The sequence below is a fragment of the Microbacterium meiriae genome (assembly GCF_040685015.1).
GTDB classification, from domain to species: Bacteria; Actinomycetota; Actinomycetes; order Actinomycetales; family Microbacteriaceae; genus Microbacterium; species Microbacterium meiriae.
Genome location: NZ_JBFBHD010000001.1, coordinates 272,616 through 295,085 on the forward strand (window position 1 = coordinate 272,616; position 22,470 = coordinate 295,085).

At 69.7% G+C, this 22,470-nt stretch carries 24 protein-coding genes and 2 tRNA genes; 12 read left to right on the forward strand and 14 right to left on the reverse strand.

The window, feature by feature from the left end; all coding sequences use genetic code 11:
• Positions 1-4: 4 nt before the first annotated feature.
• Entirely contained in the window at positions 5-607 is a 603-nt protein-coding gene (locus tag AB0N68_RS01375; RefSeq protein WP_187662089.1) for a heme-binding beta-barrel domain-containing protein, read from the reverse strand.
• A 150-nt stretch (positions 608-757) separates the two neighbouring features.
• Positions 758-1,048, reverse strand: a complete 291-nt coding sequence (locus AB0N68_RS01380; RefSeq protein ID WP_187662090.1) for a hypothetical protein — start codon at positions 1,046-1,048, stop codon at positions 758-760.
• Between the two features lie 74 nt (positions 1,049-1,122).
• Here AB0N68_RS01380 and AB0N68_RS01385 point away from each other — a divergent pair, with 74 nt between their 5' ends.
• From AB0N68_RS01385 to AB0N68_RS01420, 8 genes are all read left to right on the forward strand, one after another.
• Positions 1,123-1,806 carry a winged helix-turn-helix transcriptional regulator gene (locus tag AB0N68_RS01385; protein ID WP_060923071.1) on the forward strand — a complete coding sequence of 228 codons (684 nt, stop codon included), beginning with the start codon at positions 1,123-1,125 and terminating at the stop codon, positions 1,804-1,806.
• Between the two features lie 45 nt (positions 1,807-1,851).
• Entirely contained in the window at positions 1,852-4,020 is a 2,169-nt protein-coding gene (locus AB0N68_RS01390) for an RNA degradosome polyphosphate kinase (protein WP_187662091.1), read from the forward strand.
• Positions 4,017-5,003 (forward strand): NUDIX hydrolase, encoded by a 987-nt coding sequence (locus AB0N68_RS01395; protein WP_187662092.1) that lies wholly within the window; start codon positions 4,017-4,019, stop codon positions 5,001-5,003. The genes AB0N68_RS01390 and AB0N68_RS01395 overlap by 4 nt, the downstream gene beginning before the upstream one ends.
• A 237-nt stretch (positions 5,004-5,240) precedes the next feature.
• A complete protein-coding gene (locus tag AB0N68_RS01400; protein WP_187662093.1) occupies positions 5,241-6,344 on the forward strand; it encodes a phosphate ABC transporter substrate-binding protein PstS in 1,104 nt (367 codons plus the stop codon).
• A gap of 106 nt (positions 6,345-6,450) precedes the next feature.
• The gene (gene pstC / locus AB0N68_RS01405) at positions 6,451-7,434 is read left to right on the forward strand and encodes a phosphate ABC transporter permease subunit PstC (protein WP_187662094.1); all 984 of its coding nucleotides are present in this window, start codon (positions 6,451-6,453) and stop codon (positions 7,432-7,434) included.
• Between the two features lies 1 nt (position 7,435).
• Positions 7,436-8,533 (forward strand): phosphate ABC transporter permease PstA, encoded by a 1,098-nt coding sequence (gene pstA, locus AB0N68_RS01410; RefSeq protein WP_292794903.1) that lies wholly within the window; start codon positions 7,436-7,438, stop codon positions 8,531-8,533.
• 29 nt (positions 8,534-8,562) lie between these two features.
• Complete coding sequence (gene pstB / locus AB0N68_RS01415) at positions 8,563-9,342, forward strand: phosphate ABC transporter ATP-binding protein PstB (RefSeq protein ID WP_025104291.1); 780 nt, start codon at positions 8,563-8,565, stop codon at positions 9,340-9,342.
• A 299-nt stretch (positions 9,343-9,641) separates the two neighbouring features.
• Positions 9,642-10,454, forward strand: coding sequence for a hypothetical protein (locus AB0N68_RS01420; protein ID WP_268776740.1), 813 nt, complete (start codon positions 9,642-9,644; stop codon positions 10,452-10,454).
• A gap of 132 nt (positions 10,455-10,586) precedes the next feature.
• Here the strand turns inward: AB0N68_RS01420 and AB0N68_RS01425 are convergent, their stop codons facing one another.
• From AB0N68_RS01425 to AB0N68_RS01445, 5 genes are all read right to left on the reverse strand, one after another.
• The gene (locus AB0N68_RS01425; RefSeq protein ID WP_292794905.1) at positions 10,587-11,471 is read right to left on the reverse strand and encodes an aminodeoxychorismate lyase; all 885 of its coding nucleotides are present in this window, start codon (positions 11,469-11,471) and stop codon (positions 10,587-10,589) included.
• 171 nt (positions 11,472-11,642) lie between these two features.
• Positions 11,643-12,272: a hypothetical protein gene (locus tag AB0N68_RS01430; RefSeq protein WP_060923078.1), complete on the reverse strand. Its 630-nt coding sequence runs from the start codon at positions 12,270-12,272 to the stop codon at positions 11,643-11,645.
• A 29-nt stretch (positions 12,273-12,301) separates the two neighbouring features.
• The gene (locus tag AB0N68_RS01435) at positions 12,302-13,075 is read right to left on the reverse strand and encodes an anti-sigma factor (RefSeq protein WP_187662097.1); all 774 of its coding nucleotides are present in this window, start codon (positions 13,073-13,075) and stop codon (positions 12,302-12,304) included.
• On the reverse strand, positions 13,072-13,674 hold the full coding sequence (gene sigK / locus AB0N68_RS01440) for an ECF RNA polymerase sigma factor SigK (protein WP_187662098.1): 603 nt from the start codon (positions 13,672-13,674) through the stop codon (positions 13,072-13,074). The genes AB0N68_RS01435 and sigK overlap by 4 nt, the downstream gene beginning before the upstream one ends.
• 31 nt (positions 13,675-13,705) lie before the next feature.
• A complete protein-coding gene (locus AB0N68_RS01445) occupies positions 13,706-15,418 on the reverse strand; it encodes a cytochrome c biogenesis protein DipZ (RefSeq protein ID WP_292794909.1) in 1,713 nt (570 codons plus the stop codon).
• Between the two features lie 167 nt (positions 15,419-15,585).
• Here AB0N68_RS01445 and AB0N68_RS01450 point away from each other — a divergent pair, with 167 nt between their 5' ends.
• Both AB0N68_RS01450 and AB0N68_RS01455 read left to right on the forward strand, forming a co-directional pair.
• The gene (locus tag AB0N68_RS01450) at positions 15,586-16,245 is read left to right on the forward strand and encodes a fasciclin domain-containing protein (RefSeq protein WP_187662100.1); all 660 of its coding nucleotides are present in this window, start codon (positions 15,586-15,588) and stop codon (positions 16,243-16,245) included.
• Positions 16,246-16,380: 135 nt separating this feature from the next.
• Positions 16,381-16,453, forward strand: a tRNA-Lys gene (locus AB0N68_RS01455).
• A gap of 8 nt (positions 16,454-16,461) precedes the next feature.
• On the opposite strand, the gene AB0N68_RS01460 is transcribed toward AB0N68_RS01455, so the two are convergent.
• Positions 16,462-16,926 (reverse strand): hypothetical protein, encoded by a 465-nt coding sequence (locus AB0N68_RS01460; protein ID WP_268776736.1) that lies wholly within the window; start codon positions 16,924-16,926, stop codon positions 16,462-16,464.
• A gap of 157 nt (positions 16,927-17,083) precedes the next feature.
• Here AB0N68_RS01460 and AB0N68_RS01465 point away from each other — a divergent pair, with 157 nt between their 5' ends.
• Entirely contained in the window at positions 17,084-17,629 is a 546-nt protein-coding gene (locus AB0N68_RS01465) for a type 1 glutamine amidotransferase domain-containing protein (RefSeq protein WP_025104283.1), read from the forward strand.
• Positions 17,630-17,632: 3 nt separating this feature from the next.
• Here the strand turns inward: AB0N68_RS01465 and AB0N68_RS01470 are convergent, their stop codons facing one another.
• Positions 17,633-18,151, reverse strand: coding sequence for a CGNR zinc finger domain-containing protein (locus AB0N68_RS01470; RefSeq protein ID WP_292794911.1), 519 nt, complete (start codon positions 18,149-18,151; stop codon positions 17,633-17,635).
• 25 nt (positions 18,152-18,176) lie between these two features.
• Here AB0N68_RS01470 and AB0N68_RS01475 point away from each other — a divergent pair, with 25 nt between their 5' ends.
• Positions 18,177-18,395 (forward strand): hypothetical protein, encoded by a 219-nt coding sequence (locus AB0N68_RS01475; protein WP_268776733.1) that lies wholly within the window; start codon positions 18,177-18,179, stop codon positions 18,393-18,395.
• Here AB0N68_RS01475 and AB0N68_RS01480 read toward each other — a convergent pair.
• The 5 genes from AB0N68_RS01480 to AB0N68_RS01500 form a co-directional block, all read right to left on the reverse strand.
• Entirely contained in the window at positions 18,376-18,909 is a 534-nt protein-coding gene (locus tag AB0N68_RS01480; protein WP_259951396.1) for a DUF1697 domain-containing protein, read from the reverse strand. The genes AB0N68_RS01475 and AB0N68_RS01480 overlap by 20 nt on opposite strands.
• Positions 18,906-19,487, reverse strand: coding sequence for an isochorismatase family protein (locus AB0N68_RS01485; protein ID WP_187662105.1), 582 nt, complete (start codon positions 19,485-19,487; stop codon positions 18,906-18,908). The genes AB0N68_RS01480 and AB0N68_RS01485 overlap by 4 nt, the downstream gene beginning before the upstream one ends.
• 78 nt (positions 19,488-19,565) lie before the next feature.
• Positions 19,566-19,638: transfer RNA gene (locus AB0N68_RS01490), tRNA-Thr, on the reverse strand.
• A gap of 69 nt (positions 19,639-19,707) precedes the next feature.
• Positions 19,708-21,261, reverse strand: coding sequence for an alpha/beta hydrolase (locus AB0N68_RS01495; protein ID WP_292794914.1), 1,554 nt, complete (start codon positions 21,259-21,261; stop codon positions 19,708-19,710).
• Positions 21,258-22,415 (reverse strand): DNA polymerase III subunit delta', encoded by a 1,158-nt coding sequence (locus AB0N68_RS01500; protein WP_187662107.1) that lies wholly within the window; start codon positions 22,413-22,415, stop codon positions 21,258-21,260. Before AB0N68_RS01500 ends, AB0N68_RS01495 begins: the two co-directional genes overlap by 4 nt.
• Between the last annotated feature and the right edge of the window lie 55 nt (positions 22,416-22,470).

Sequence of the window (22,470 nt, forward strand, 5' to 3'; positions counted from 1 at the left end):
CCGTTCAGACGCGGGCGAGACGCGCCGAGGCGTGCGCCCGCAGAGGTGTGCCGAGGGCCGCGATGTCCCACGCCCACAGCAGGTGCCCGTCGACGAGCCCGTACATCCGCGAGGCGGAGGCGTAGTCCTTGGCACCGGCGCCGCGCACGATGGCGTCGGACGAGAGGTCGACACGAGGACCGTTGATCTCACCGACGTAGTACTCGAGCATGCCGTCCGAGCGGGCCAGCGACACCTCGAGCGGGAAGGCGCCGTTGGGCGATCGCAGCGTCTCGACGTCGTCGACGGTGCGGGTCACGGGCGTCGCCGTCGGCGGGAGCAGGGCGGGACCTGCATCGGTCGCCGCAGCCGGTCGCGCCAGTCGCCAGAATCCGGACTCGGCGGTCAGCGGGACGGCGGGTGCGGCTTCATCGCCGACGAACGTGGCGGTCGCCGCGTAGTTGAGGAACGGTCCGCCGTCATGGCTGAAGCTCACGCGATGGGTGAACTCCCCCTGCAGCCGCTCCTCCCCGACGGGGTAGTCGATCACCCCGGAGCCCTCCCACACGCCGATCAACCACGCCAGCGGGGCGAGGTCGGCGGGGAGGTCTGTGGGGAGCTCGATCACGATGTCGTCAGCGCTGGCCGCGGAAGAGGTTGCGCAGCACCACGGCCGAGACGAACACGATCGCGAGGCTCGCCAGGCCCAGCAGGCCGATGAAGAAGATTTCGAGCGCCATGATGTCCATGACCTCCACCTTACCCCCGGCGATCCGGCTCAGGCAGGGATGAGGGCGGCCAGGCCGAAGCCGACGGAGATGATCCCCATCAGCAGCAGGGAGCCCGTCACGCTGCTCGCGACGCGGAAGATGAAGCCCTGCGTGCGGCCGTACCAGAGCTGCACCGCGAAGGAGAGGAGCACGACCGCACCGAAGCCCACGAGCATCCAGGGGATCCGCCACTCCTCCGGAGCGAAGATCCCGATGACGATGCTGCCGACGAACGCGGTCGCCCAGACCGCGATCACGCCGGTGAAGGCGTTGCGGGGCGCGAGAGCCGGTTCTGACATGTCACCATTCTTGCGCATCGGCGGCCGCTATCATGGCGGCACGGCGTCGATCCCCCCGCCGGTGAGGAGTGCGCGTGGCCCTGGTGCTGGTTCTGACCAATGCTCCGCTCTCGGAGCAGGTGCTGCCCGCCCTCGAGCTGCTGAGTCATCGCACGCGGCAGATCCCCGCCGAGCCGGCCCAGCTCATCAACGCCCCGGAGTACGACATCGTGATCGTCGACGGCCGTCACGACCTCGTCGGGGCGAAGTCGCTGTGCCGTCTGCTGCGGGCGACCGGGCAGGATGCGCCGCTCCTGCTCGTCGTGACCGAGGGCGGCATGAGCGCACTGTCGGGCGAATGGGGCATCGACGATGTGCTGCTGTCCACCGCCGGCCCCGCCGAGATCGACGCCCGCGTGCGCCTCGCGCTCGCCCGACGGGACGAGGTCGCGGAGCCGGCGCGCGTGCAGGCCTCCGGGGTCACGATCGACGAGCAGTCGTACTCGGCGAAGCTGCACGGGCGACCGCTCGACCTCACCTACAAGGAGTTCCAGCTCCTGCACTTCCTCGCGACCCATCCCTCGCGGGTGTTCACCCGTGAGCAGCTGCTGAGCGAGGTGTGGGGGTACGACTACTTCGGCGGTACCAGGACCGTCGACGTGCACGTGCGGCGGCTGCGCGCCAAGCTTGGCGATCAGGAGCAGATCATCGGCACGGTGCGCAACGTCGGTTACCGCTTCAACGTCTACGAGGACGACAGCCTGGTCGGCTCGCGCTGACCGCTGTTCACACGTCCGACACCTGCCGGTGCTTAGATGTACCCCATGATCGATCCCGCACTCGCCGACGCCGGCCTCGGTGACGCCGAAGACGACGACTTCGACGACGCCGTCGAGGCGCCGGACTCGCAGCTCCCCGACCACCGCTATCTGGACCGCGAGCTGAGCTGGCTCGCGTTCAACCAGCGCGTGCTGGAGCTCGCGGAGGATCCGTCGCTGCCGGAGCTGGAGCGGGCGAACTTCCTGGCGATCTTCGCCAGCAACCTCGACGAGTTCTTCATGGTGCGTGTCGCCGGACTCAAGCGGCGCATCATGACCGGTCTCGCCGTGCCGACCAACATCGGGCGCTCCCCCGTCGACGCCCTCGCCGACATCTCGCGGGAGGCCCACGCGCTCCAGCTCCGCCACGCGGACGCGTGGACGACGCTCGTCCGTCCCGCTCTCGCCGACTCCGGCATCGAGATCACCGAGTGGTCCGATCTCACCGACGACGAGCGCCGGGCGCTGTCGGACTACTTCGGGGCGCAGGTCTTCCCGGTGCTGATGCCGCTCGCGGTCGACCCGGCGCACCCGTTCCCGTACATCTCCGGCCTCTCCCTGAACCTCGCCATCCGCATCCGCAACGCGCGGACCGGCCGGCAGGAGTTCGCGCGACTCAAGGTGCCGCCCATGCTGCCGCGCTTCGTCGAGGTGCCGGGCGGCGGCGAGATCAAGCGCTTCCTGCGGCTGGAGGAACTCATCGCCAACCACCTCGGCGACCTCTTCCCCGGCATGGAGGTGCTCGACCACCACGCGTTCCGCCTCACCCGCAACGAGGACGTGGAGATCGAGGAGGACGAGAGCGAGAACCTCATCCAGGCACTCGAAGCCGAGCTGCTGCGTCGTCGGTTCGGTCCGCCCATCCGGCTCGAGATCACCGACGACATGGACGATGTCACCATGGACCTGCTGGTCCGGGAACTCGACATCACCGACCTCGAGGTCTATCGCCTCCCTGGACCGCTCGACCTGCGCGGACTGTTCGATCTGTCGCGGATCGACCGTCCGGACCTGCGGTACCCGCCGCACCTGCCCACCACCGCCGTCGCCTTCCAGCCCGCGGGGTCGAGCAACCGAGCCGACATCTTCAAGGCGATCCGCAAGTCCGACGTCCTCGTGCACCACCCGTACGAGTCCTTCACCACGAGCGTGCAGGCGTTCCTCGAGCAGGCCGCCCGCGACCCGCACGTGCTCGCCATCAAGCAGACGCTGTACCGGACCTCCGGAGACAGCCCCGTCGTGCAGGCCCTCATCGACGCGGCCGAGGCCGGCAAGCAGGTGCTCGCGCTCGTCGAGGTGAAAGCCCGCTTCGACGAGGCCAACAACATCGTGTGGGCGCGCAAGCTGGAGAAGGCCGGCGTGCACGTGGTGTACGGCCTGGTCGGCCTCAAGACGCACTGCAAGCTCGCCCTCGTGATCCGCGAGGAGGACGGCAAGCTCCAGCACTACTCGCACGTCGGCACCGGCAACTACAACCCGAAGACCAGCCGCATCTACGAGGACTTCGGGCTGTTCACCGCCGACGCCCAGGTCGGCAAGGATCTCACGCGGCTGTTCAACGAGCTCAGCGGCTACGCGATCGAGAAGAAGTTCAAGCGTCTGCTCGTCGCCCCGCTCCACCTCCGCAAGGGCCTCGTCCGGCTGATCGACGCGGAACGCCGGATCGCCGAGTCGGGAAAGCCCGCGCACATCCGCATCAAGGTCAACTCGATGGTCGACGAGGAGATCATCGACGCGCTGTACCGCGCCAGTGCCGCCGGGGTGAAGGTCGACGTGTGGGTGCGCGGCATCTGCAGCCTGCGGACCGATCTCGACGGGATCAGCGACAACATCACGGTCCGCAGCATCCTCGGCCGCTACCTCGAGCACTCCCGCATCTTCACGTTCGAGAACGACGGCGACCCGCAGGTGTACATCGGCAGTGCCGACATGATGCACCGCAACCTCGACCGTCGCGTCGAGGCCCTGGTGCGGGTCACCGACCCCGCGCACCTCAAGGAGCTGACCGCCTTCTTCGACCTGGCGATGGACGACCAGACCTCGTCGTGGCATCTCGGCCGCGACGGAGTGTGGGAGCGCCACGCCGTGGATGCCGATGGCAAGCCGCTCGTCGACCTGCAGGATAAGACCATGGGGATGATCCAGCGACGTCGTCGGGCGCGGGCGGTTCGATGACGGCGCGGCAGGTCCAGCTCCCGGCGTCCGCGGCGGACGCGAAGTGGGCGGACAAGGCCGTGTACGCGGCCGGGGCCGTCGTGTGGCGTCTGGTCGACGGCAAGCTGCGCATCCTGCTCATCCACCGCACCAAGTACCGCGACGTCACCCTCCCGAAGGGCAAGGTCGACCCGGGCGAGATGCTCGCGGAGACCGCCGTGCGCGAGGTGCACGAGGAGACCGGCATCCGGGTGGCACTCGGCGTCCCCGTCGGGATCAGCCGCTATCACCTCGCGTCCCGCAAGCAGAAGGTCGTCCACTACTGGGCGGCCGAGGCCACGGATGCCGCGATCCGCGCCTCGACGTTCGTGCCGAACCGCGAGATCGCCGCCCTCGAGTGGGTCAGCGTGAAGAAGGCGCGTGCCGCGCTGAGCTACCCGGTGGACCTCGAGATCCTCGATGCGTTCGCGGCGCTGGTGGACGACGGCGTGCTGCGGACCTTCCCGGTGATCGCCCTCCGGCACGCGAAGGCCCTGCCCCGGTCGGAGTGGGACAAGGCGGACGCGGCCCGGCCGCTCACCGACCGCGGGAAGCGGCAGGCCAAGGCCATCGTCGGACCGCTCCGCGCTTTCGGCGTGCGCAAGATCGTCACCAGCGACGCGGTGCGCTGCGTGCAGACCGTCACCCCGCTCGCCAAGGCCCTGGACCGCAAGCCGGTCCTCACCGAGAAGATCAGCCAGGACGCATGGGAGGACGGCGTCGCCGACCTCCGTTCCGTCGTCGGTCGCCGCATCCGTGCCGGCAAGCCCGCGGTGCTCTGCAGTCACGGCCCCGTGCTCCCCGCGCTCCTCTCGGAGATCGCCCTCGCGACCGGCACCGTGCACGGCTCCTACGTCAGCAGCGCCGCCGATCTGGAGACCGGCGCGTTCTCCGTGGTGCATGTCTCGGCGACGAACCCCGGCTCCGGCATCATCTCGATCGAGACCCACGCGCCGAAGGTCTGACCCCTCCCTCGTTCGAGTCGCTCACGTGGCTGCATCCGGGCCGGGGATGGCGCACAGTGGGCGATTCGAACGGAGGAGGCGCCCCTGGGACCCGCACAACGACGGGGATCGGCCCCAGAGAGTCGCTGGCCGTTCACCTGCCGTTCACCTGCGCGGGAGAGTCTCGTTAACCGTCGCCCCTAGCGTCACTGTGTGCCCTGCACCGGGCCCCACCCCTCCAAGATCGAAGGATCCACAGTGAAGATCTCCCGAATCGCACGAATCGGCGCCATCGGCGCCGTCGCCGCTCTCGCCCTCGCCGGCTGTGCCGCGAACGAAGGCGGAACCGGCGGCTCCAGCGAAGAGCCCTCGGAGTCCACGCTCTCCGGCACGATCGACGCGACCGGCGCGTCCTCGCAGACCGCAGCCCAGGAGGCCTGGGTCGCCGCATTCCAGACGGCCAACCCCGACGTGACGGTCAACTACGAGCCCACCGGCTCCGGCACCGGCCGCGAGAACTTCCTCGAGGGCGGCAGCAACTTCATCGGCTCCGACCGCGCGTTCAACGACGAGGAGATCGCCGCCGGCGGCTTCGGCGCCTGCACCACCGACGACATCGTCGAGGTCCCCCTCTACATCTCCCCCGTCGCGGTCGCCTTCAACCTCGAGGGCATCGACACGCTGAACCTCGACGCCGCCACGATCGCGGGCATCTTCGCCGGCACGATCACCAACTGGAACGACGAGGCCATCGCGGCCCTCAACGACGGCGTCGAGCTGCCCGACCTGGCCATCTCGCCGGTGCACCGCTCCGACCCTTCCGGCACGCAGGAGACCTTCGCCAAGTACCTCAGCGCGACGGCCCCCGACGTCTGGACCTACGAGGTCTCGGACGAGTGGCCGATCCAGGGCGGCGAGGCTGCTCAGGGCACCTCGGGTGTCAAGCAGGCTCTCACCGCCGGCAACGGCGCCATCGGCTTCCTCGACGCCTCGCAGGCGGACGGCCTCGGCCAGGTCGCCGTGGGCGTCGGCGAGGACTTCGTCGCCTACTCGGCCGAGGCCGCCGCGAAGCTCGTCGAGGGCTCGCCGCTCGCCGAGGGCCGTGGCGAGGGTGACCTCGTCTTCGACGTCGACCCGGCCGCTGCCGCGGACGGCGCCTACCCGATCGCCCTGGTCAGCTACCTCATCGGCTGCGAGCAGTACGAGGACAGCAACGTCGCGGAGCTCGTGAAGGAGTACTTCACGTACGTCGCGAGCGCCGAGGGCCAGGATGCCGCCGCGGAGAACGCCGGCAGCGCCCCGATCTCGGACGGCCTGCGCGAGCAGGTCCAGGCCGCGATCGACCTGATCCAGGTCGGCTGATCCTGCCGATCCACTGACGACGGTGCCCCCGCGTCCCCGAGCGGGCGCGGGGGCTCCGCCAGGTCAGCACCCGATCCATCTCCACCCGGCCCGAAACAGGGAGATCATGAGCACGACCGCGCAGGAGCCGACAACGGCACCGGCACCGACACCGGCGCCGCCCACACCGATCAAGGCCAAGCAGCGCCTCGGCGACCGGGTCTTCTCCGGCACCGCGCTGGCGGCCGGCATCATCATCCTGGTCGTGCTGGCGCTCGTCGCCGCCTTCCTCGTCATCCAGAGCCTGCCGGCCTTCCAGCTCGACACCACCGACAACCACATCCTCCGGGGCGAGTCGTTCTGGGTGTACGTGTGGCCCCTCGTCTTCGGCACGCTCTGGGCGTCGTTCATCGCCCTCCTGATCGCCGCGCCCATCGCGATCGGCATCGCCCTCTTCATCTCGCACTACGCGCACCGCCGACTCGCCGCCTTCCTCGGCTACATCATCGACCTGCTCGCCGCGGTGCCCTCCGTGGTCTTCGGCCTCTGGGGCGGCCTCGTGCTCGCGCCCATGCTGCAGCCGATCTACGTCTGGCTCAACGAGAACGCGTCGTGGGTGCCGTTCTTCGGCGGTCAGGTCTCCGCGACCGGGAAGACCATCCTCACCGCTGCCCTCGTGCTCGCCGTGATGTGCATCCCGATCATGACCGCCATCTGCCGCGAGGTCTTCCTGCAGACCCCGAAGCTCCATGAGGAGGCGGCCCTCGCCCTCGGCTCCACCCGCTGGGAGATGGTCCGCATGGCCGTCCTCCCCTTCGCCCGCGGCGGCATGGTGTCGGCCGCGATGCTGGCCCTCGGCCGCGCACTCGGCGAGACCATGGCCGTGACGATGGTGCTCTCCCCCTCCGCGGTGGTCAGCTTCCTCGTGCTCACCGCCACCAACCCCACGCCGATCCCCGCCAACATCGCGCTCGCCTTCCCGGAGGCGCACGGCACCGGCGTGAACACGCTGATCGCGACCGGCCTCATCCTCTTCGTCGTGACCTTCGCGGTCAATGCGGTGGCGCGCTGGATCGTCGCCCGCCGCGCCGAGTTCTCGGGAGCGAACTGACATGACCGCCCTCACCAGCGCTCCGCCCTCCGCGAGCACCACCGCCCTCACCTCCGGCCGTCTTCCGAAGTGGGCGCCGTGGGCCCTTCTCGGCGTCTCCTTCGTCGTGTCCGCCGCGGTCTTCGGCGTCGCCGCCGCCGGGTCCGACACCCCGCTCGCCGACTTCAACGTCGCGGGCACCGTCATCGTCGGCATCCTGCTCTACATGGTGATCATCACCGTGATCTCCTCCATCGCGGAGAGCCGCCGGAAGGCCGTGGACCGCCTGATGACGGCCCTCGTCGCCACCGCCTTCCTCATCGCCCTGCTGCCGCTGATCTCGCTGCTGTGGACCGTGGTGGCGAACGGCATCGAGCGCTTCGACGCCGAGTTCTTCTCCTACTCGATGCGCAACGTCGTCGGCGACGGCGGCGGCATCGTGCACGCGATCTGGGGCACCGTCCTCATCACGCTCACGGCCACGATCATCTCGGTGCCGGTCGGCCTGATGACCTCGATCTACCTCGTCGAGTACGGCCGCGGCAAGATCGCCAAGGCCATCACGTTCTTCGTCGACGTGATGACCGGCATCCCCTCGATCGTCGCCGGTCTGTTCATCTACGCGGTGTTCGCGCTCCTGATCCGCCCTGGCATCTCGATGGGCTTCATGGGCGCGCTCGCGCTCGCGGTGCTGATGACCCCGGTGGTGGTGCGAGGCAGCGAGGAGCTGCTGCGGATCGTTCCGAACGAGCTGCGCGAGGCCTCCTACGCCCTGGGCGTGCCGAAGTGGCTCACGATCCTCAAGGTCGTGCTGCCCACCTCGATCGCCGGCATCATGACCTCGGTGATGCTCGCCATCTCCCGCGTGATCGGCGAGACCGCCCCGCTGCTGCTCACCGCCGGCTTCACGCAGAGCCTGAACACGAACATCTTCGACGGCCAGATGATGACCCTCCCGGTGTTCGCCTACAACCAGTACATGAACCAGGGCACGAGCCCGGACGCCGCCGTCGCGCGCGCCTGGGCCGCCGCCCTCACCCTCATCCTCATCGTCATGGTGCTGAACCTGCTCGCGCGCCTGATCGCGAAGCTGTTCGCCCCGAAGGTCAACGGCCGCTGAGCGCCCGACCACTCAGAATAGGAATCCACGTGTCCAAGAGCATCGAAGTCAACGACCTCAACGTCTACTACGGCAACTTCCTCGCGGTCGAAGGCGTCTCCCTCGACATCCAGCCGCGCAGCGTCACGGCCTTCATCGGCCCGTCCGGCTGCGGCAAGTCCACCTTCCTCCGCACCCTCAACCGCATGCACGAGGTCATCCCCGGCGCCCGTGTGGAGGGCGAAGTGCTCCTGGACGGCAAGGACCTCTACGGTGCCGGTGTCGACCCCGTGCTCGTGCGTCGCCAGGTCGGCATGGTTTTCCAGCGCCCGAACCCGTTCCCGACGATGTCGATCAAGGAGAACGTGCTCGCGGGTGTGAAGCTCAACAACAAGCGCATGTCGAAGAGCGAGCAGGACGACCTCGTCGAGAAGTCCCTCACCGGCGCGAACCTGTGGAACGAGGTCAAGGACCGCCTCGACCGTCCCGGCTCCGGACTCTCGGGCGGCCAGCAGCAGCGCCTGTGCATCGCCCGCGCGATCGCCGTCTCCCCCGAGGTGCTGCTGATGGATGAGCCGTGCTCGGCGCTCGACCCCATCTCGACCTACGCGATCGAGGAGCTGATCGGCGAGCTGAAGAACGAGTTCACGATCGTGATCGTCACGCACAACATGCAGCAGGCGTCCCGAGTCTCCGACAAGACGGCGTTCTTCAACATCGCCGGCACCGGGAAGCCCGGCAAGCTCATCGAGTACGACGACACCACGAGCATCTTCACCACCCCGTCCGTCCAGGCCACCGAGGACTACGTCTCCGGCCGCTTCGGCTGACCCGCACTCTTTCGACCTTCGGGCCCGGACGCCTCGCGTCCGGGCCCGAACCTGCCCCCCGCCCGACCCCGGGCCTGTCCCCGGCCCCGTCCCCGGGCCCCTCCCCAGGCACAACTTCGGAGATGCCGCGCGACACGCCGTCGCCCGGGCTCCGGCCACGGCGTGTCTCCTTCGATCTCCGAAGCTGTGCACGGGTCGTGACTCCTGCACAGATCGCGAGTCGGGAGGATCGTCCACAGACGGTGGGCTACGAGTCGAGTCGCGGCCGGGGAGGCCGAGACGGCGCGAATGATGGCGGGATGTGCACGGGGCGAGGGACGCAGGTCTGGACGTATGCCGTGCTCCGCGCCCGGCACGGACGACGGCAGATCGAGCGTCAGGTGCGCGGCGGCACCCTCCTCCGGGTGCGGCGCGGGGTCTACGCAACGGACCGCGCCTGCGTGGAGGTCGTGACCGCCGCCGCCCACGGCGGGGTCCTCGGCTGCGAGTCCGCAGCGCGGCATCTCGGGCTCTGGGTGCTCGACGAGCCGGCCCTGCACGTCTGGATGCACCACGACCGCCACCAGTATCCGCACGAGGACTGCCGGTGCGTGACGCACTGGGATGCTGCGACGTCGAGCAGTGCCTTCGAGCAGCCGGGGGTGCCCCTCGTGCTCCGGCAGATCTACGGCTGCCGAGGGCCGGAGGCGTTCTTCGTCGCTGTGGAGTCCGCCCGCCGGCTCGGACTCATCGACGAGGTCGGGCTGCGCCGGCTCGGCGACCGGCTCGGAGCCGAGGGACGCGACCTCATCGCGTTCTCGCGTGCCGACGCCGACAGCGGGCTGGAGTCTCTGGTGCGGCTGCGGATCCGGCGGTATGGGTGGCGCGTGCGGACGCAGGTCGGCGTGATGGGAACGGGCCGGGTGGACCTCCTCATCGACGGCTGGCTCATCATCGAGACCGACGGACGCGCCAACCACGAGGAGAGCTCGCTCCGGCACCGCGATCTGGTCCGCGATGCGACCGCTGCAGGCTGGGGTCACCCCACGCTCCGCTTCGACTACGCGATGGTCCTCCATGACTGGGCCCTCGTCGAGCGCGCCATCGTCGAGACCATGCGTCGCCGCCCCTGACCTCGGCCCAGCATCTTGCCGCCCTGTGCCGTGCACAGCTTCGGAGATCATCGAGGACACGCCGGTCTCGGGCGGTGAGTGTCGGGGTGTCGTCCGGCATCTCCGAAGTTGTGTCCGGGGAGCGGGAGGACCTCAGTCGCGCGGGGAGAGGAGGTAGGTGTTGAGGTCGTCGGTGAGGGCGGTGTCCACGGGAACCGGCGCGCCGTCGATCGCGGTGATGGCGGTGGCGAGACGCACACTCGACACGAGCCACGCGGCATCGGCCTGCGTCAGATCGGCGGCGGGGATGCGGTCGTACCCGACTTCGAAGCCCCGCGCGAGGAGGTGGTCGTAGACGCTGAGCTGCGTGGTCCCGTGCAGGATGCCGCCGTTCGGGGCCGGGGTCGTGAACCGGTCGCCGAAGCGCAGGATGAGGGAGGCCGTCGGAGCCTCCAGCACGAAGCCGTCGCTCGACAGGAAGATCGCGTCGTCGGCTCCGCGGCGCTTGGCCTCGCGCAGGGCCGCCATGTTCACGGCGTAGGACAGCGTCTTGGCCCCGAGCAGCAGCCAGGGGGCGCGTTCCGCGGCGCCGAGGTCGTATCCGCGGTCCAGGGTGACGACCTTGACGCCGTTCCGCCGCACCGCCGCGAAGTCCGCCGCCGGAGCCGCCGTGACCCACGCGGTCGGCGTCGGCCCGTGCTCGACGCCGCGGCTGAGGATCAGCTTGATGACCGACTCCCCCGCCCCGAGCTGTGCTGCGGCCTGCTGGATCGCCTGACGCCACTGCTCCTGGTTCGGCACCGGGAGGTCGCAGAGTCGCGCCGAGTGCGCAAGGCGTTCCAGATGCGGGACGACCTCCTGCGCATGTCCGTCGATCACGCCGATGGACTCGAACACGCCATCGCCCCGTTGCGTGCTCAGCTCGCCGACGCTGAGGGCGGGGGCCGCGGCGTCCACCTGCGTGAACGTGTCGGCGTAGTCGTCACGCTGCTCGTCGGCGGCGACGGGATCGATCATGAGGGCGAAGCGACGGGTCATGTGACGAGCCTAGGCCGCCGGGAATACCCACCGCGTCCTCGCGTTACACTGGAGTGGCCGGGCCGCATAACCCCGGGCTCCAATTTTCGCCGCTGCGAGCGGCCTTCCGCCGAGAGGCGTTCTTGCGGCCCGGTCTTTCTCTGTCCGGATGCCGTCCCGACAGAGCCGAAGTCAGGCCAGCGCTCCGGTGCGCCACAGAGCCGCCGACGCCGCGAGGTCCTGGGCATAGCTGCTCAGCCGCAGCGCCCGCGTGGTGAGCTCGCTGGCACGGGCGGGCTCCGTCGGCTCGTAGTCGTCGGCGGTGTGCGTCGCGCCGGAGGCCTGGACGCGGCAGAACGCCGCCGCGCGCTCCAGCGCCACGGCGAAGTCGCCGCGGAAGGCGCCGCGCAGGATCGTGTCGATGAGCGCCACGAGCTCGTCCGGGCTCGCCGGCACCGGTGCACCGGCGACCACGGCATCGGCCGACGGCAGTTCGACCCGCCCGCGGTCGTAGAGGAGGGCCGCCGTGCGCGGATCGCCGTGGATGGCGAGCTGGAGGACGTACAGCCGCCACAGCGACCCCGGGAGGGTGCGCGACGGCGCCTTCGACCACAGTTCCGCGATCTCGTCGATGCCGTGCTCGCTCGTGAAGGCGATCAGCCGTTCGACGCTCGCCCCGCTCTCGTCCTCGCGGACGCGGGTCAGCAGCGCGGAGGCGGTGGCGTGCGCGACGCGCGTCTCCTCGGCGGGGTCATGGGCGCCGACGATGTTGTCGAAGGCGCTCGTCGGTCGACGCACGGGACGGTGGTGCTGCTCGGGCATCCCTCCAGGGTACGCCGGACCGGGGCCTCTCAGGCCGTCGGGATGACGATCACCGGGTCGGTCGTGGGCAGTCCGGACGGCGATCCGCCCTCCTGCTCGACCGTCACCGCGATGGCATCGCCGGCCTGCATCTCGCCCTCGAGGAGCGCGGTGGCCTCCCCACCGTCGACATCGAACACGCCGGCGGCGATCGGGTCCTCTCCGCGCACGAACCACAGCTCGTACGTCTTCCCGTCCGCGACCTCGGGCAGCCCATCCGTGACCAGCACGGCCTTGCCGACCGAGCCCGACCAGTGCGCGGTGGCCGTCGCACCGTCGTCGAGCTCCACCGTGGCCTTCTGCGCATCGCCCGCGGATTCGATCTCCTGCAGCGCGACGACGCTCTCCGGCCGGTTCAGCTGATCGTTGAGGGCGACGGCACCGATACCGACACCCACCAGGAGCGCGAGACATGCGGCGAGCGCGAACGCGAGCCGGGTCCAGCGTCGGGGCGTGCGGGGCGCCGTCTCATCGGCGGGAATCGAACTCGCCGCCGCCGGGACCTCCGGGTCGGCCTCGGGGTCCGTGGCATCATCCTGCGGAGTCTGGGCGATCTGGGCGAGCAGGGCCGCGCGGATGCCGGCGGGCGGAGCGACCGGAGCCATGCCGTCAGCGAGGAGAGCAGCAGCCTCGGCGTCGGCGTCGTGCTGCGCCGCCCACTCCGGATGCTCGGCGAGGGCGCGTCGGTACCGACGCTCGTCGTCCGCCGACAGCGCGTGGAGCGCGGCACCTGCCGCGAGTTCTGCGAAGTCCTTCTCGTTCATGCCGTCACCCCCATCGCCGTGCGGAGCCGGGTCAGCCCGTCTCTCATCCGTGTCTTGATCGTGCCGAGCGGTGCTCCCACGAGCGCCGCGATCTCGTTCTGACTGTAACCGCCGTAGTAGGCGAGGACGAGCGCCTCCCGCTGCGCCTCGGGAAGCCCCGTCAGCGCTGCGACGACCCGCTCTCCCTCGATCCCCAGTTCGACCCGTTCCGCCACGCTGTCGTGCGCGACGCCGAGGTCTCGATAGCCCGCACGCACGTCCCGGTCCGCACTCGACTGCGAAGCCCGCACCCGATCCACGGCCCGGCGATGCGCGATCGTCATCACCCAGGTTCGTCCCTGTCCCTTGTTCGGAGCGAACCGGGAAGCGGATTGCCAGATCTCGAGGAACACCTCCTGCAGCACCTCCTCGCTCTGCGCGCGGTTCACGAGCACGCGGAGGATGAGGCCGAACACACGGGAGGAGAGGGAGTCGTACAGCGCGGCGAAGGCAGCCTGATCACCGGAGGCGACGCGGACGAGGAGGTCGGCGACAGCATCCTGCGGCGCCGCCCCGTCCTCGGGGACGTCCATCCCATCGATGACCATCTCCATAAGCATGCCGTATCTCCTCCCTCTTCCCGTGCAGACGTCACCCGAATGTGAACGAATACACCTCGACGCCGGTGGGGACCTCGAGCGTGAACGTGCCCTTCTCGATGTCGCCCTCCTCGAGCAGGCCGTACGAACGCGGCGTTCCGTCGATCCGGATCGCCTGCTCGTTCCCGTCGGAGTCCGTGACCACGACCTCACCCGACCCCGCGACGACCATGCGCACCTCGGCCGCGCGGTACTGCAGCCGGATCCGGCCGTCGTCTCCGGTCGGCGTCACGTACTGGGTGTCCACGGTCCAGTCCCCGTCCAGCGCGAAGCTGTCGTCGGGCTGGTCATCGGGGAAGGTGAAGCTGCCGTCGCCGCGGCGGTACTCGTCGCCACCGCCGTAGTTGACGTCCTTCGAGGAGCCGAGGAAGGTCTCCCGGGTCGTGGCCCCCACCTCGGGGGTCTCGTCCTTCACGTCCGTGGCGGCGGGAAGCTCGACGTCGGGGTCGGCGTCCTGCAGCAGCTCCCTGATCATCTTCTCGGTCGCGGCGTAGTTGCCCTCACCGAAGGAGATGTGGCGCACGGTGCCCTCCGCGTCGATGAGGTAGTGCGCGGGCCAGTACCGATTGCGGTAGTTGGTCCAGGTGGAGAGCGTGTTGTCGAGCGCGACGGGGTACTCGATGCCGAAGTCGCGTGCGCCGGCGGCGACGTTCCCCGGATCCTTCTCGAACGCGTACTCGGGCGAGTGGACGCCGATCACCTGCAGCCCGGCGTCCCGGTAGGTCTCATCCCAGGCCACGACGTGCGGGATGGAGCGCTGGCAGTTGATGCAGGAGTACGCCCAGAAGTCGATGAGGACGACCTGCCCGCGCAGATCCTTCAGATCGATGGCCTCTCCGTCCGGGGTGTTGAGCCACTGCTGGATCCCCTTGATGGACGGCGCCGTGCCGCAGGACTCCAGCTCCGTCGCGCCGTTCGTGCACTGGTCGAGGTCCTTGTTCTCCTCGTTGACGAGGCCGCCGAGGTCGAGGGCGTCCTGCACCTGCTCGGAGTCGGCGATCTGCTCCTGCAGCGGTGCGGTGTAGTCCGGGAGCAGCCGCTGCAGCGCCTGCGGCACGTTGAAGACGAGACCCACGGCGAGGGCGATCATCGCCACCCCGGCGGCGATCCGGAGCACCCGTTCCTTCGTGCGGAAGGCCCGGATGCGCTCGATGACGCTGCGACCGGCGAGCGCGAAGACCAACAGGGGCACGGCGACGCCGATCGCGAAGGAGACGGTGAGCAGCACGGTGCCGACGCCGATCTGCCCGGTGGAGCCCGCGACGATGATGGCCGCGAGGACAGGGCCCGCGCACGGGACGAAGACCGCCCCGAGGGCGAGACCGACGCCGAACCCGTTACCGCGGTTCTTCACCTCTCGCTGCCCGAAGCGCTGGAACGGCCGCTCGAGGATGTGCTGGAACCGCGGCACGATGAGTCCCACCCCGATGATGACCAGCACCGCGATGCCGACCCAGCGGATGATGTCCTGCGGCAGGTTCAGCAGGCCGAGGAGAAGCGATCCGGCGAGCGTCACGAGCGTGAAGCTGAGCACGAGCCCCGCGATGACCAAGTAGGGGCGGCTGCGTTTCGCCGGCACCGCCTCCCCCTCGTACGACGCCGACTGGGCGCCGCCGGTGAGGAAGATCACCGGGAGCACGGGCAGGATGCACGGCGAGATGCCGGTGATGAGCCCGCCGAGCAGGCCGATGATGATCAGGTCCATGAGGTCCTCGTCTCTGTCGGGTGCTGTTCGCGCCGACCCCCCGCAACGGATTGGATCGGATCCGATTTCGGAGAATCTCGAAATTCCTCCCATCCGATCCGCGGAGGCTTCCGAACAGCCCTCGACGCCACGGAGAGGCCGTGGCCGGAGTTTCGAAGGAGCTCGACATGTTCAGCACCAAGAAGAAGGTCACCGCAGCAGTCACCCTGGGTCTGGCGAGCGCATTCCTGCTCTCGGCATGTTCCATGGGCAGCGGGACGAGCACGGAGGAGTCGTCGGAGCCGACGACGCCGGAGTCGTCGGAGTCGACGCCGATGGAGATGGACCCCGCCGCGAACCTCGTCGGTCCCGGCTGCGCGGCGTACGCCGAAGAGGTCCCGGACGGCGCCGGTTCGATCCAGGGCATGTCCCAGGACCCGGTGGCGGTCGCCGCCTCGAACAACCCGATGCTGACGACGCTCGTCTCGGCCGTCAGCGGTGAGCTGAACCCCGACGTGAACCTCGTCGACACGCTCAACGGCGACGAGTTCACCGTGTTCGCACCGGTCGACGACGCCTTCGCGAAGATCGACGCCGCGACGATCGAGACCCTGAAGACCGACAGCGACCTGCTGACCTCGATCCTCACGTACCACGTGGTCCCCGGCCAGATCGAGCCGTCCGACATCGAGGGCATGCACACCACCGTCCAGGGCGCCGACCTCGAGGTGACCGGCAGCGGTGACGAGTGGATGGTCAACGACGCCAACGTCATCTGCGGCGGCGTGCAGACCGCGAACGCGACCGTGTACCTCATCGACTCGGTCCTGATGCCCCCGGCTGAGTAAGCCAGGGACGGTGCCGGTGACCCGACCGGCACACGGCCTCCCCGGTTGTCAGGAGGGACACGGGGCAGGTGAAGGGGCCGTCGGCGGCTGTGGCGCCGACGGCCCCTCGTCGTGCGCCCCCTAGACTGGGAACACGGGCCTCTAGCTCAGTTGGCAGAGCATCGGACTTTTAATCCGCGGGTCGTGGGTTCGAGCCCCACGGGGCCCACCGCATCCTCAGTCGTCGCCGCCGGCGTTCCCGGCGAGCAGGTCGTCGCGGATCCCGGCGACGCCGTCCGGCAGCGTCTCGCCGTGCATCACGAAGTCGGGAGCGTCGGGGCTCCCCCCGATGCCGCAGACGGCGACGTTGTCCTGACCGCCGATCGTCTCCGGGACGGCCACGAACCACACCGCCGACTGTTCCAGCCACTCGGTGGTCGCCATGTCGGCGAAGAACGTGGCGTTCGGCGAGATCGTGCGGATCTTGTCGGTGCAGAGGGAGACGAGCTGCACCTTCGTGAAGGCACCGGCGGCCGGCGGCGACGACGTCTCCGCGGGCGTCGGGGTCGGCGTGGGGGCGGGCGAGGACGACGGCGTCGCCGTGTCGCTGGAGGTCGCGGTCGGCGTCGGTTCCGGGGCCGGCGTGCAGCCGGCGAGGACGACCAGCACCGGCAGGAGGAGGAGAGCGGGACGGAGGCGCATGTCTGGATCGTATCGAGTCGCCGATGCCCTTCCCTCCAGCGCGGCCGCTCTGTATCACCGTCGTCTCCGGCTGGCCACCCCCTGGCGACGCCCGGAGCCCTGCGAGAGGGTCGAGGAGTCCCCGGAACAGGGCGACTTCCCACCGAAAGGACGGACCATGACTCTCACCGGAAACCGCGTGGCATTCCTGGCGACGGACGGCTTCGAGGACAGCGAGCTCACGAGCCCCTGGGAGGCGGTGACGACGGAGGGCGCGAGCGCCACTCTCATCGCGCCGGACGGTGCCGCGATCACCGGCAAGAACGGACACGAACAGGCTGTCGACCTGAAGGCCGCCGACGCCTCCGCCGACCAGTTCGACGCGCTCGTGCTGCCGGGCGGCGTGGTGAACGCCGACCACCTCCGCATGGATCAGGCCTCCATCGACCTGGCCCGTGCGTTCTTTGAGCAGCACAAGCCCGTCGGCGTGATCTGCCACGGCGCCTGGATCCTCATCGAGGCCGGTGTCGTCGACGGTCGGACGATCACGAGCTACCCCAGCCTGAAGACCGACCTCCGCAACGCCGGCGCGAGCTGGGTGGACGAGGAGGTCGTGGTCGACGAGGGTCTCGTGTCGAGTCGCACGCCCGATGACCTCCCGGCGTTCAACGCCAAGCTCGTCGAGGAGATCGGCGAGGGCAAGCACGCGGGGCAGACCGCCTGACGCTCAGCTGACGCGCGCCCGATGGCGCCGCACGGCCGCCCGGTTCGCGCACCTCACGGAGCAGAACCGCTGGCGGCCGTTGCGCGTCACATCCGCGACGACGTTCGTGCACGGCGGAGCATCGCAGCGTCCGAGACGGTTCATCCCTCTCGTCACGAGGTGCAGCGCGGTGCCGAGGTTGATGATCGCGCGCAGCACGAAGGGCAGCGAGCGCACGTCGTCGCGATAGTGCAGATGCCACCCCTCGTCATCGTGGTTGGTGAGCCGCGGATAGGCCCCAGCGGAGGCGAGCTGATCGTTGAGCAGAGCGGCCCGCGCATCGGCGTCCGGTTCGTCGACGATGGCCAGCCAGTCGTCGATCACGGCGCGCACCTCAGCGTGGTCGTCCGAGGCCGGCGGAAACGTCTGCGTCATCCCCAACGCGAGCGTGCGCTCCTCGATCCCCGCGCGGTCCTCCGGCCAGTCGTTCGCGAGGGAGGCGGCGAGGAGCACTGCATACTCGCCGTAAGGGTTGAGATGCATAAGACCATTACATCACGCTGGTCCCATGACCTCCTCCGACACCCTCCCGATCCCCCGGCTCGCCTCCCCCGCCGACGCCCACGAGCACGCCTGGCTCGTGGAGTCGCGCCATCCCACGAGCGAGGGCGTCGTGATGTACGTCCGTTGCGTCGGCTGCGATTCCCGCCGGGTCGACCTGGCCGCGCACGCTCAGGTGCCACCGGCCGCGCTGAGCCGCGCGGTGGTCATGCCGTCAGGGCGATGAGCTTCCGCACGGTGCGCAGGTTACGGGCCGTCCCGGCAGTCCCGAGCGCACGGTCGAGCACCGCCTTCGTGAGTCTGGTCGTGTGCACTCCCCCGGCGGCGTAGTCGATCCACAGATCGTGCCCGACCAGGGCGAGACGCTCTCCCGGCACGAGACGTCCCTGCAGGGCGTCGAGGGCGCCGGCCGCCGGAGCACCCTCGAGGAACATCGCGTGCACCAGCTTCAGATCCCCCTCCGGGAAGGGTTGGGCCGCCTCGGAGTCGGCGAGCTCGGCGTGCGTGCGGTGGATGACCGGGGTGTCGACACCGAACTCGGCTGCGATCAGCGCGCGCACCGTCGCGCAGGACGCCGCCGGGTCTCGCGGGGTCGCGCAGACGATGTTGCCGCTGGCGATGTAGGTGGAGACGTCCTGCAGGTCGGTCTCGGCGTCGAGGACTTCCCGCAGCCGGGCCATGGGTACGCTGCTGCGTCCGCTGACGTTGACCGCGCGGAGGAGGAGGACGCTGCGACTCACGCCTCCGCGCTCTCGAGGAGTTCGGCACCGGCATGCGCGAGTTCGGCGAGGGCCGCGGCGCTCGATTCGGGGGCGACTCCGGCGATCAGGTCCGTGAGGATGCGGACGTGGACGCCGTGGGCGATCGCGTCGAGTCCCGAGGCGCGGACACAGTGGTCTGTGGCGATGCCGACGACGTCCGCCGTGACGACCCCCGCGGCGCTGAGGACCGCGGCGACCGTCGCGCCGTCGTCGGACACGCCCTCGAACATCGAGTACGCCGGGCGCCCCTGACCCTTGCGCACGTGGTGGGTGACGCCGTCCGTCACCAGCAGCGGATCGTAGTCCGCCCCCGCGGTGCCGGCGACGCAGTGCACGGGCCAGGAGTCGGTGTAGTCGGGGGTGGAGGAGAAGTGCCCGCCGTTGTCGCCGTCCGCGTCGTGCCAGTCCCGGGAGGCCACGATGACCTCATAGTCGGCGGCGTGCGACGCGAGGTGGGCGGATATCGCGGCGGCCACCGCGTCACCACCCTGGACGGCCAGGGCGCCGCCCTCGGTGAAGTCGTTCTGCACGTCGACGATGAGAAGCGCTCTGCTCATGCTCCGAGCGTACGCCCCACGGCCGGGCCCGGAGACGAGGAAACCCCCGGGACCACGAGGGTTCCGGGGGTTTTCCTGAGCCGCTTGTCAGAATCGAACTGACGACCTTTTCATTACGAGTGAAATGCTCTGCCGACTGAGCTAAAGCGGCGTGCGACGCGTGAGCGGCGCGATCACCGATATTACCCTGTCTCGCGCTCGCTCGCGAATCGAGGCGCGCTCACTCGCAGCGCAGGCCGTCCTCCGGCACCACGTCTTCGAGCAGGAAGGCCTCCACCGCGTCATCCACGCAGACGTTGCCCTTGTTGTAGCCGGTGTGCCCCTCGCCCACACGGGTGATGAGGACGCCCTCGGAGAGCTGGTCGGCGAGCGACTCCGACCACTCGTACGGGGTCGCGGGATCGTTGGTGGTGCCGACGACGACGATGGGACCCGCGCCTTCCGCGGTGATCTTCTCGCGGGTGCCGGTGGGCGGATACGGCCACACCTCGCACGGGTCGGGTCCCGACCAGTACGGAGCGATGGTCGGCGCCCCCTCCGCGATCTTCTTCTCGGTGGCCGCCTCGGCCGCAGGGTCGTCCTCGACCGGGTAGTCCATGCAGTTGTACGCACGGAAGGCCTCGGTCGAGTTGTCGATGTAGGTGCCGTTCTCCCGACCGTTGTAGAAGTCGGCGAGGCGGAAGGCCGTCGACGGGTCGCCCTGCAGCGCCTCGTCCAGGGCCTGGGTCAGGATCTCCCAGCTGTCCTCCGAGTACAGCGCCGCGATGATCGCCGTCATCAGGGCGTCGGCGCCCATGAGCCGGCCGTCGCCGTTCTTCAACGGCGTGCGGTCCGCGCTCGCGAGCAGGGCGCCGAGATCGGCCATCGCCTCGTCGACCGTCCCGCTGAAGGGGCACGAGCCGGAGTCGAGGCAGTTCTGCATGTAGGCCCGCAGTGCCGACTCGAAGCCGAGTGCCTGCGTGGCGCCGACCTCGAGACCGGGCACGGAGGGGTCGATCGCCCCGTCGAGCACAAGCCGTCCGGCCTTCTCCGGGTAGAGCTTGGCGTAGGTCGCGCCGAGGAACGTGCCGTACGAGTACCCGAGGTAGTTGAGCTCCTTGTCGCCGAGGACGGCGCGGAGGAGGTCCATGTCGCGGGCGGCGTTGACCGTGGTGATGTACGGCAGGATCCCCTGGCTGTTCGCGTCGCACGCCTCTCCGAAGGCGCGGGCGGAGTCGAGCAGCTCGGACTCCCACTCCGGGGTGCCCCGCGGCGCGGCGGGGATGCCGTAGAGGTAGTCGTCCATCTCCTTCGCGTCGTAGCAGGTGACGGCGGTGGAGGCCCCGACACCGCGGGGGTCGAAGCCGATCACGTCGTAGTTCTCGATGAGCGCCGGGCCGACCGCGTAGTCCAAGCTGCCCTGGATGAGGTCGACGCCGCTGGAACCGGGTCCTCCGGGGTTCGTGAGCAGCGAGCCGATCGCCTCGCCCTCGGCGCGATGCCGCACGACGGCGAGCTCGATCTCTCCCGCTCCGGGGTCTTCCCAGTCGAGCGGCGCGGTGACGGTGGTGCAATCGAAGCCCTGACCGCACTCGGTCCAGTCCAGCCCCTGGGAGTAGAAGGGAAGCAGATCCTCCGCGACGCCCTCGGTGTCCGGGGTCTTCTCCACGGCCGGCTTCGAGGACTGCTCCGGGATCATGGCGTAGAGGCACCCGGAGAGCGCGACCGAGGCGGCGGCAAGACCGGCGATGAGCGCCGCGGAGCGACGGAGGCGGGGCAGGGATCGAGTCTTCACGGTTTCCTCCCGCTCGTGACGGTCACGAGCAAACTCTCGAGCGCGAGCAGCGGGGCGACGTTGCGCTCCAGCGCCTCACGGGTCTCGGCCAGGTGGTCGAGCACGACGAGCGTGCGCTCCACGCTCCATGCGGACGCGAGCCCGGCAAGTTCGGCATGCAGCTCGCGGTTGATGAGGTCGTCTCCGCGACCGTACTGCAGCATCACGACGTCGCGGAAGAGTGACTGCAGGTCGGTGAGGACGCGATCGATGCCGTCCCGCAGACTCCGCGTGGCCCGCTTCTTCTGATCGTCCTCCAGCGCCGACACCTGGGCGCGCAACGCCGGAGGCACCGCCTGCCCCTCGGCGACCCCCACGGTGCGCAGCAGGGCGGCGCGTTCCGCCGCGTCCCGCTCGGCGGTGAGGGCCTTGGCGTCTTCCGTCGCCGCTTGGATGATGCGTCCGGCGACCTCGACGGCGTCGTTGACCCCGCGCACCCCCATCACGGCACGGAGCGTCTCGTCGCGGCGCCGCCGCGCGGCATCGTCGGTGGCCAGACGCTGAGCCATGCCGATGTGCCGCTGCGCGTGTCGGGCGGCCTGCTCGGCGACCGCCTCGTCCACACCCGTGCGGAGGCTGATGAGGCGGGACACGTCCGCCACGTCTGGTTCGCGGAGACGGAGCGACCGCACGCGCGACCGGATCGTGGGGAGGAGATCGGCCTCACTCGGCGCGCACAGGATCCAGACGGTCTGCTCCGGCGGCTCCTCCAGCGCCTTGAGCAGCACGTTGGAGGTGCGCTCCACCATCCGATCGGCGTCTTCCACCACGATGACCCGGTAGCGACCGGCGGACGGGGCGAAGTAGGAGCGTTCGACGAGGGCGCGCGCCTCGGCGATGGTGATGATCACCTTGTCGGTGCGCAATGCGGTCACATCGGGGTGCGTCCCGGCGAGGACCTGCCGCATCGTGGCCTCGTCGTCGGGCCCCTCGGCGATGAGCGCGGCCGCGAAGGCATAGGCGAGGGTCGACCGTCCGGACCCCGGAGGGCCGGTGATCAGCCAGGCGTGCGAGAGTGCGGCCGGATCGGATGAGGCGGAGCGCAGCGTCTCGACGGCGGCTTCCTGCCCCCAGACGTCTGCCCATGGAAAAGGCGGGGCGAGGGTCGAGGGCATGCACTCAGCCTAATCGGCACCGCCGACGCTCCCACCACCCGGCGGCGACTCTGCG

Bases quoted from the DNA above. Each gene is read 5' to 3' on its own strand.
- AB0N68_RS01470 (WP_292794911.1), bottom strand. From the start codon at position 18,151: ATGCATCTCAACCCTTACGGCGAGTATGCAGTGCTCCTCGCCGCCTCC.
- AB0N68_RS01485 (WP_187662105.1), bottom strand. From the start codon at position 19,487: ATGAGCAGAGCGCTTCTCATCGTCGACGTGCAGAACGACTTCACCGAG.
- AB0N68_RS01395 (WP_187662092.1), top strand. From the start codon at position 4,017: ATGACGGCGCGGCAGGTCCAGCTCCCGGCGTCCGCGGCGGACGCGAAG.
- AB0N68_RS01390 (WP_187662091.1), top strand. From the start codon at position 1,852: ATGATCGATCCCGCACTCGCCGACGCCGGCCTCGGTGACGCCGAAGAC.
- AB0N68_RS01465 (WP_025104283.1), top strand. From the start codon at position 17,084: ATGACTCTCACCGGAAACCGCGTGGCATTCCTGGCGACGGACGGCTTC.
- AB0N68_RS01380 (WP_187662090.1), bottom strand. From the start codon at position 1,048: ATGTCAGAACCGGCTCTCGCGCCCCGCAACGCCTTCACCGGCGTGATC.
- AB0N68_RS01430 (WP_060923078.1), bottom strand. From the start codon at position 12,272: ATGCCCGAGCAGCACCACCGTCCCGTGCGTCGACCGACGAGCGCCTTC.
- AB0N68_RS01460 (WP_268776736.1), bottom strand. From the start codon at position 16,926: ATGCGCCTCCGTCCCGCTCTCCTCCTCCTGCCGGTGCTGGTCGTCCTC.
- pstA (WP_292794903.1), top strand. From the start codon at position 7,436: ATGACCGCCCTCACCAGCGCTCCGCCCTCCGCGAGCACCACCGCCCTC.
- AB0N68_RS01475 (WP_268776733.1), top strand. From the start codon at position 18,177: ATGACCTCCTCCGACACCCTCCCGATCCCCCGGCTCGCCTCCCCCGCC.
- AB0N68_RS01435 (WP_187662097.1), bottom strand. From the start codon at position 13,075: ATGAACGAGAAGGACTTCGCAGAACTCGCGGCAGGTGCCGCGCTCCAC.
- AB0N68_RS01445 (WP_292794909.1), bottom strand. From the start codon at position 15,418: ATGGACCTGATCATCATCGGCCTGCTCGGCGGGCTCATCACCGGCATC.
- AB0N68_RS01500 (WP_187662107.1), bottom strand. From the start codon at position 22,415: ATGCCCTCGACCCTCGCCCCGCCTTTTCCATGGGCAGACGTCTGGGGG.
- AB0N68_RS01425 (WP_292794905.1), bottom strand. From the start codon at position 11,471: ATGACCCGTCGCTTCGCCCTCATGATCGATCCCGTCGCCGCCGACGAG.
- sigK (WP_187662098.1), bottom strand. From the start codon at position 13,674: ATGCTTATGGAGATGGTCATCGATGGGATGGACGTCCCCGAGGACGGG.
- AB0N68_RS01420 (WP_268776740.1), top strand. From the start codon at position 9,642: ATGTGCACGGGGCGAGGGACGCAGGTCTGGACGTATGCCGTGCTCCGC.
- pstC (WP_187662094.1), top strand. From the start codon at position 6,451: ATGAGCACGACCGCGCAGGAGCCGACAACGGCACCGGCACCGACACCG.
- AB0N68_RS01450 (WP_187662100.1), top strand. From the start codon at position 15,586: ATGTTCAGCACCAAGAAGAAGGTCACCGCAGCAGTCACCCTGGGTCTG.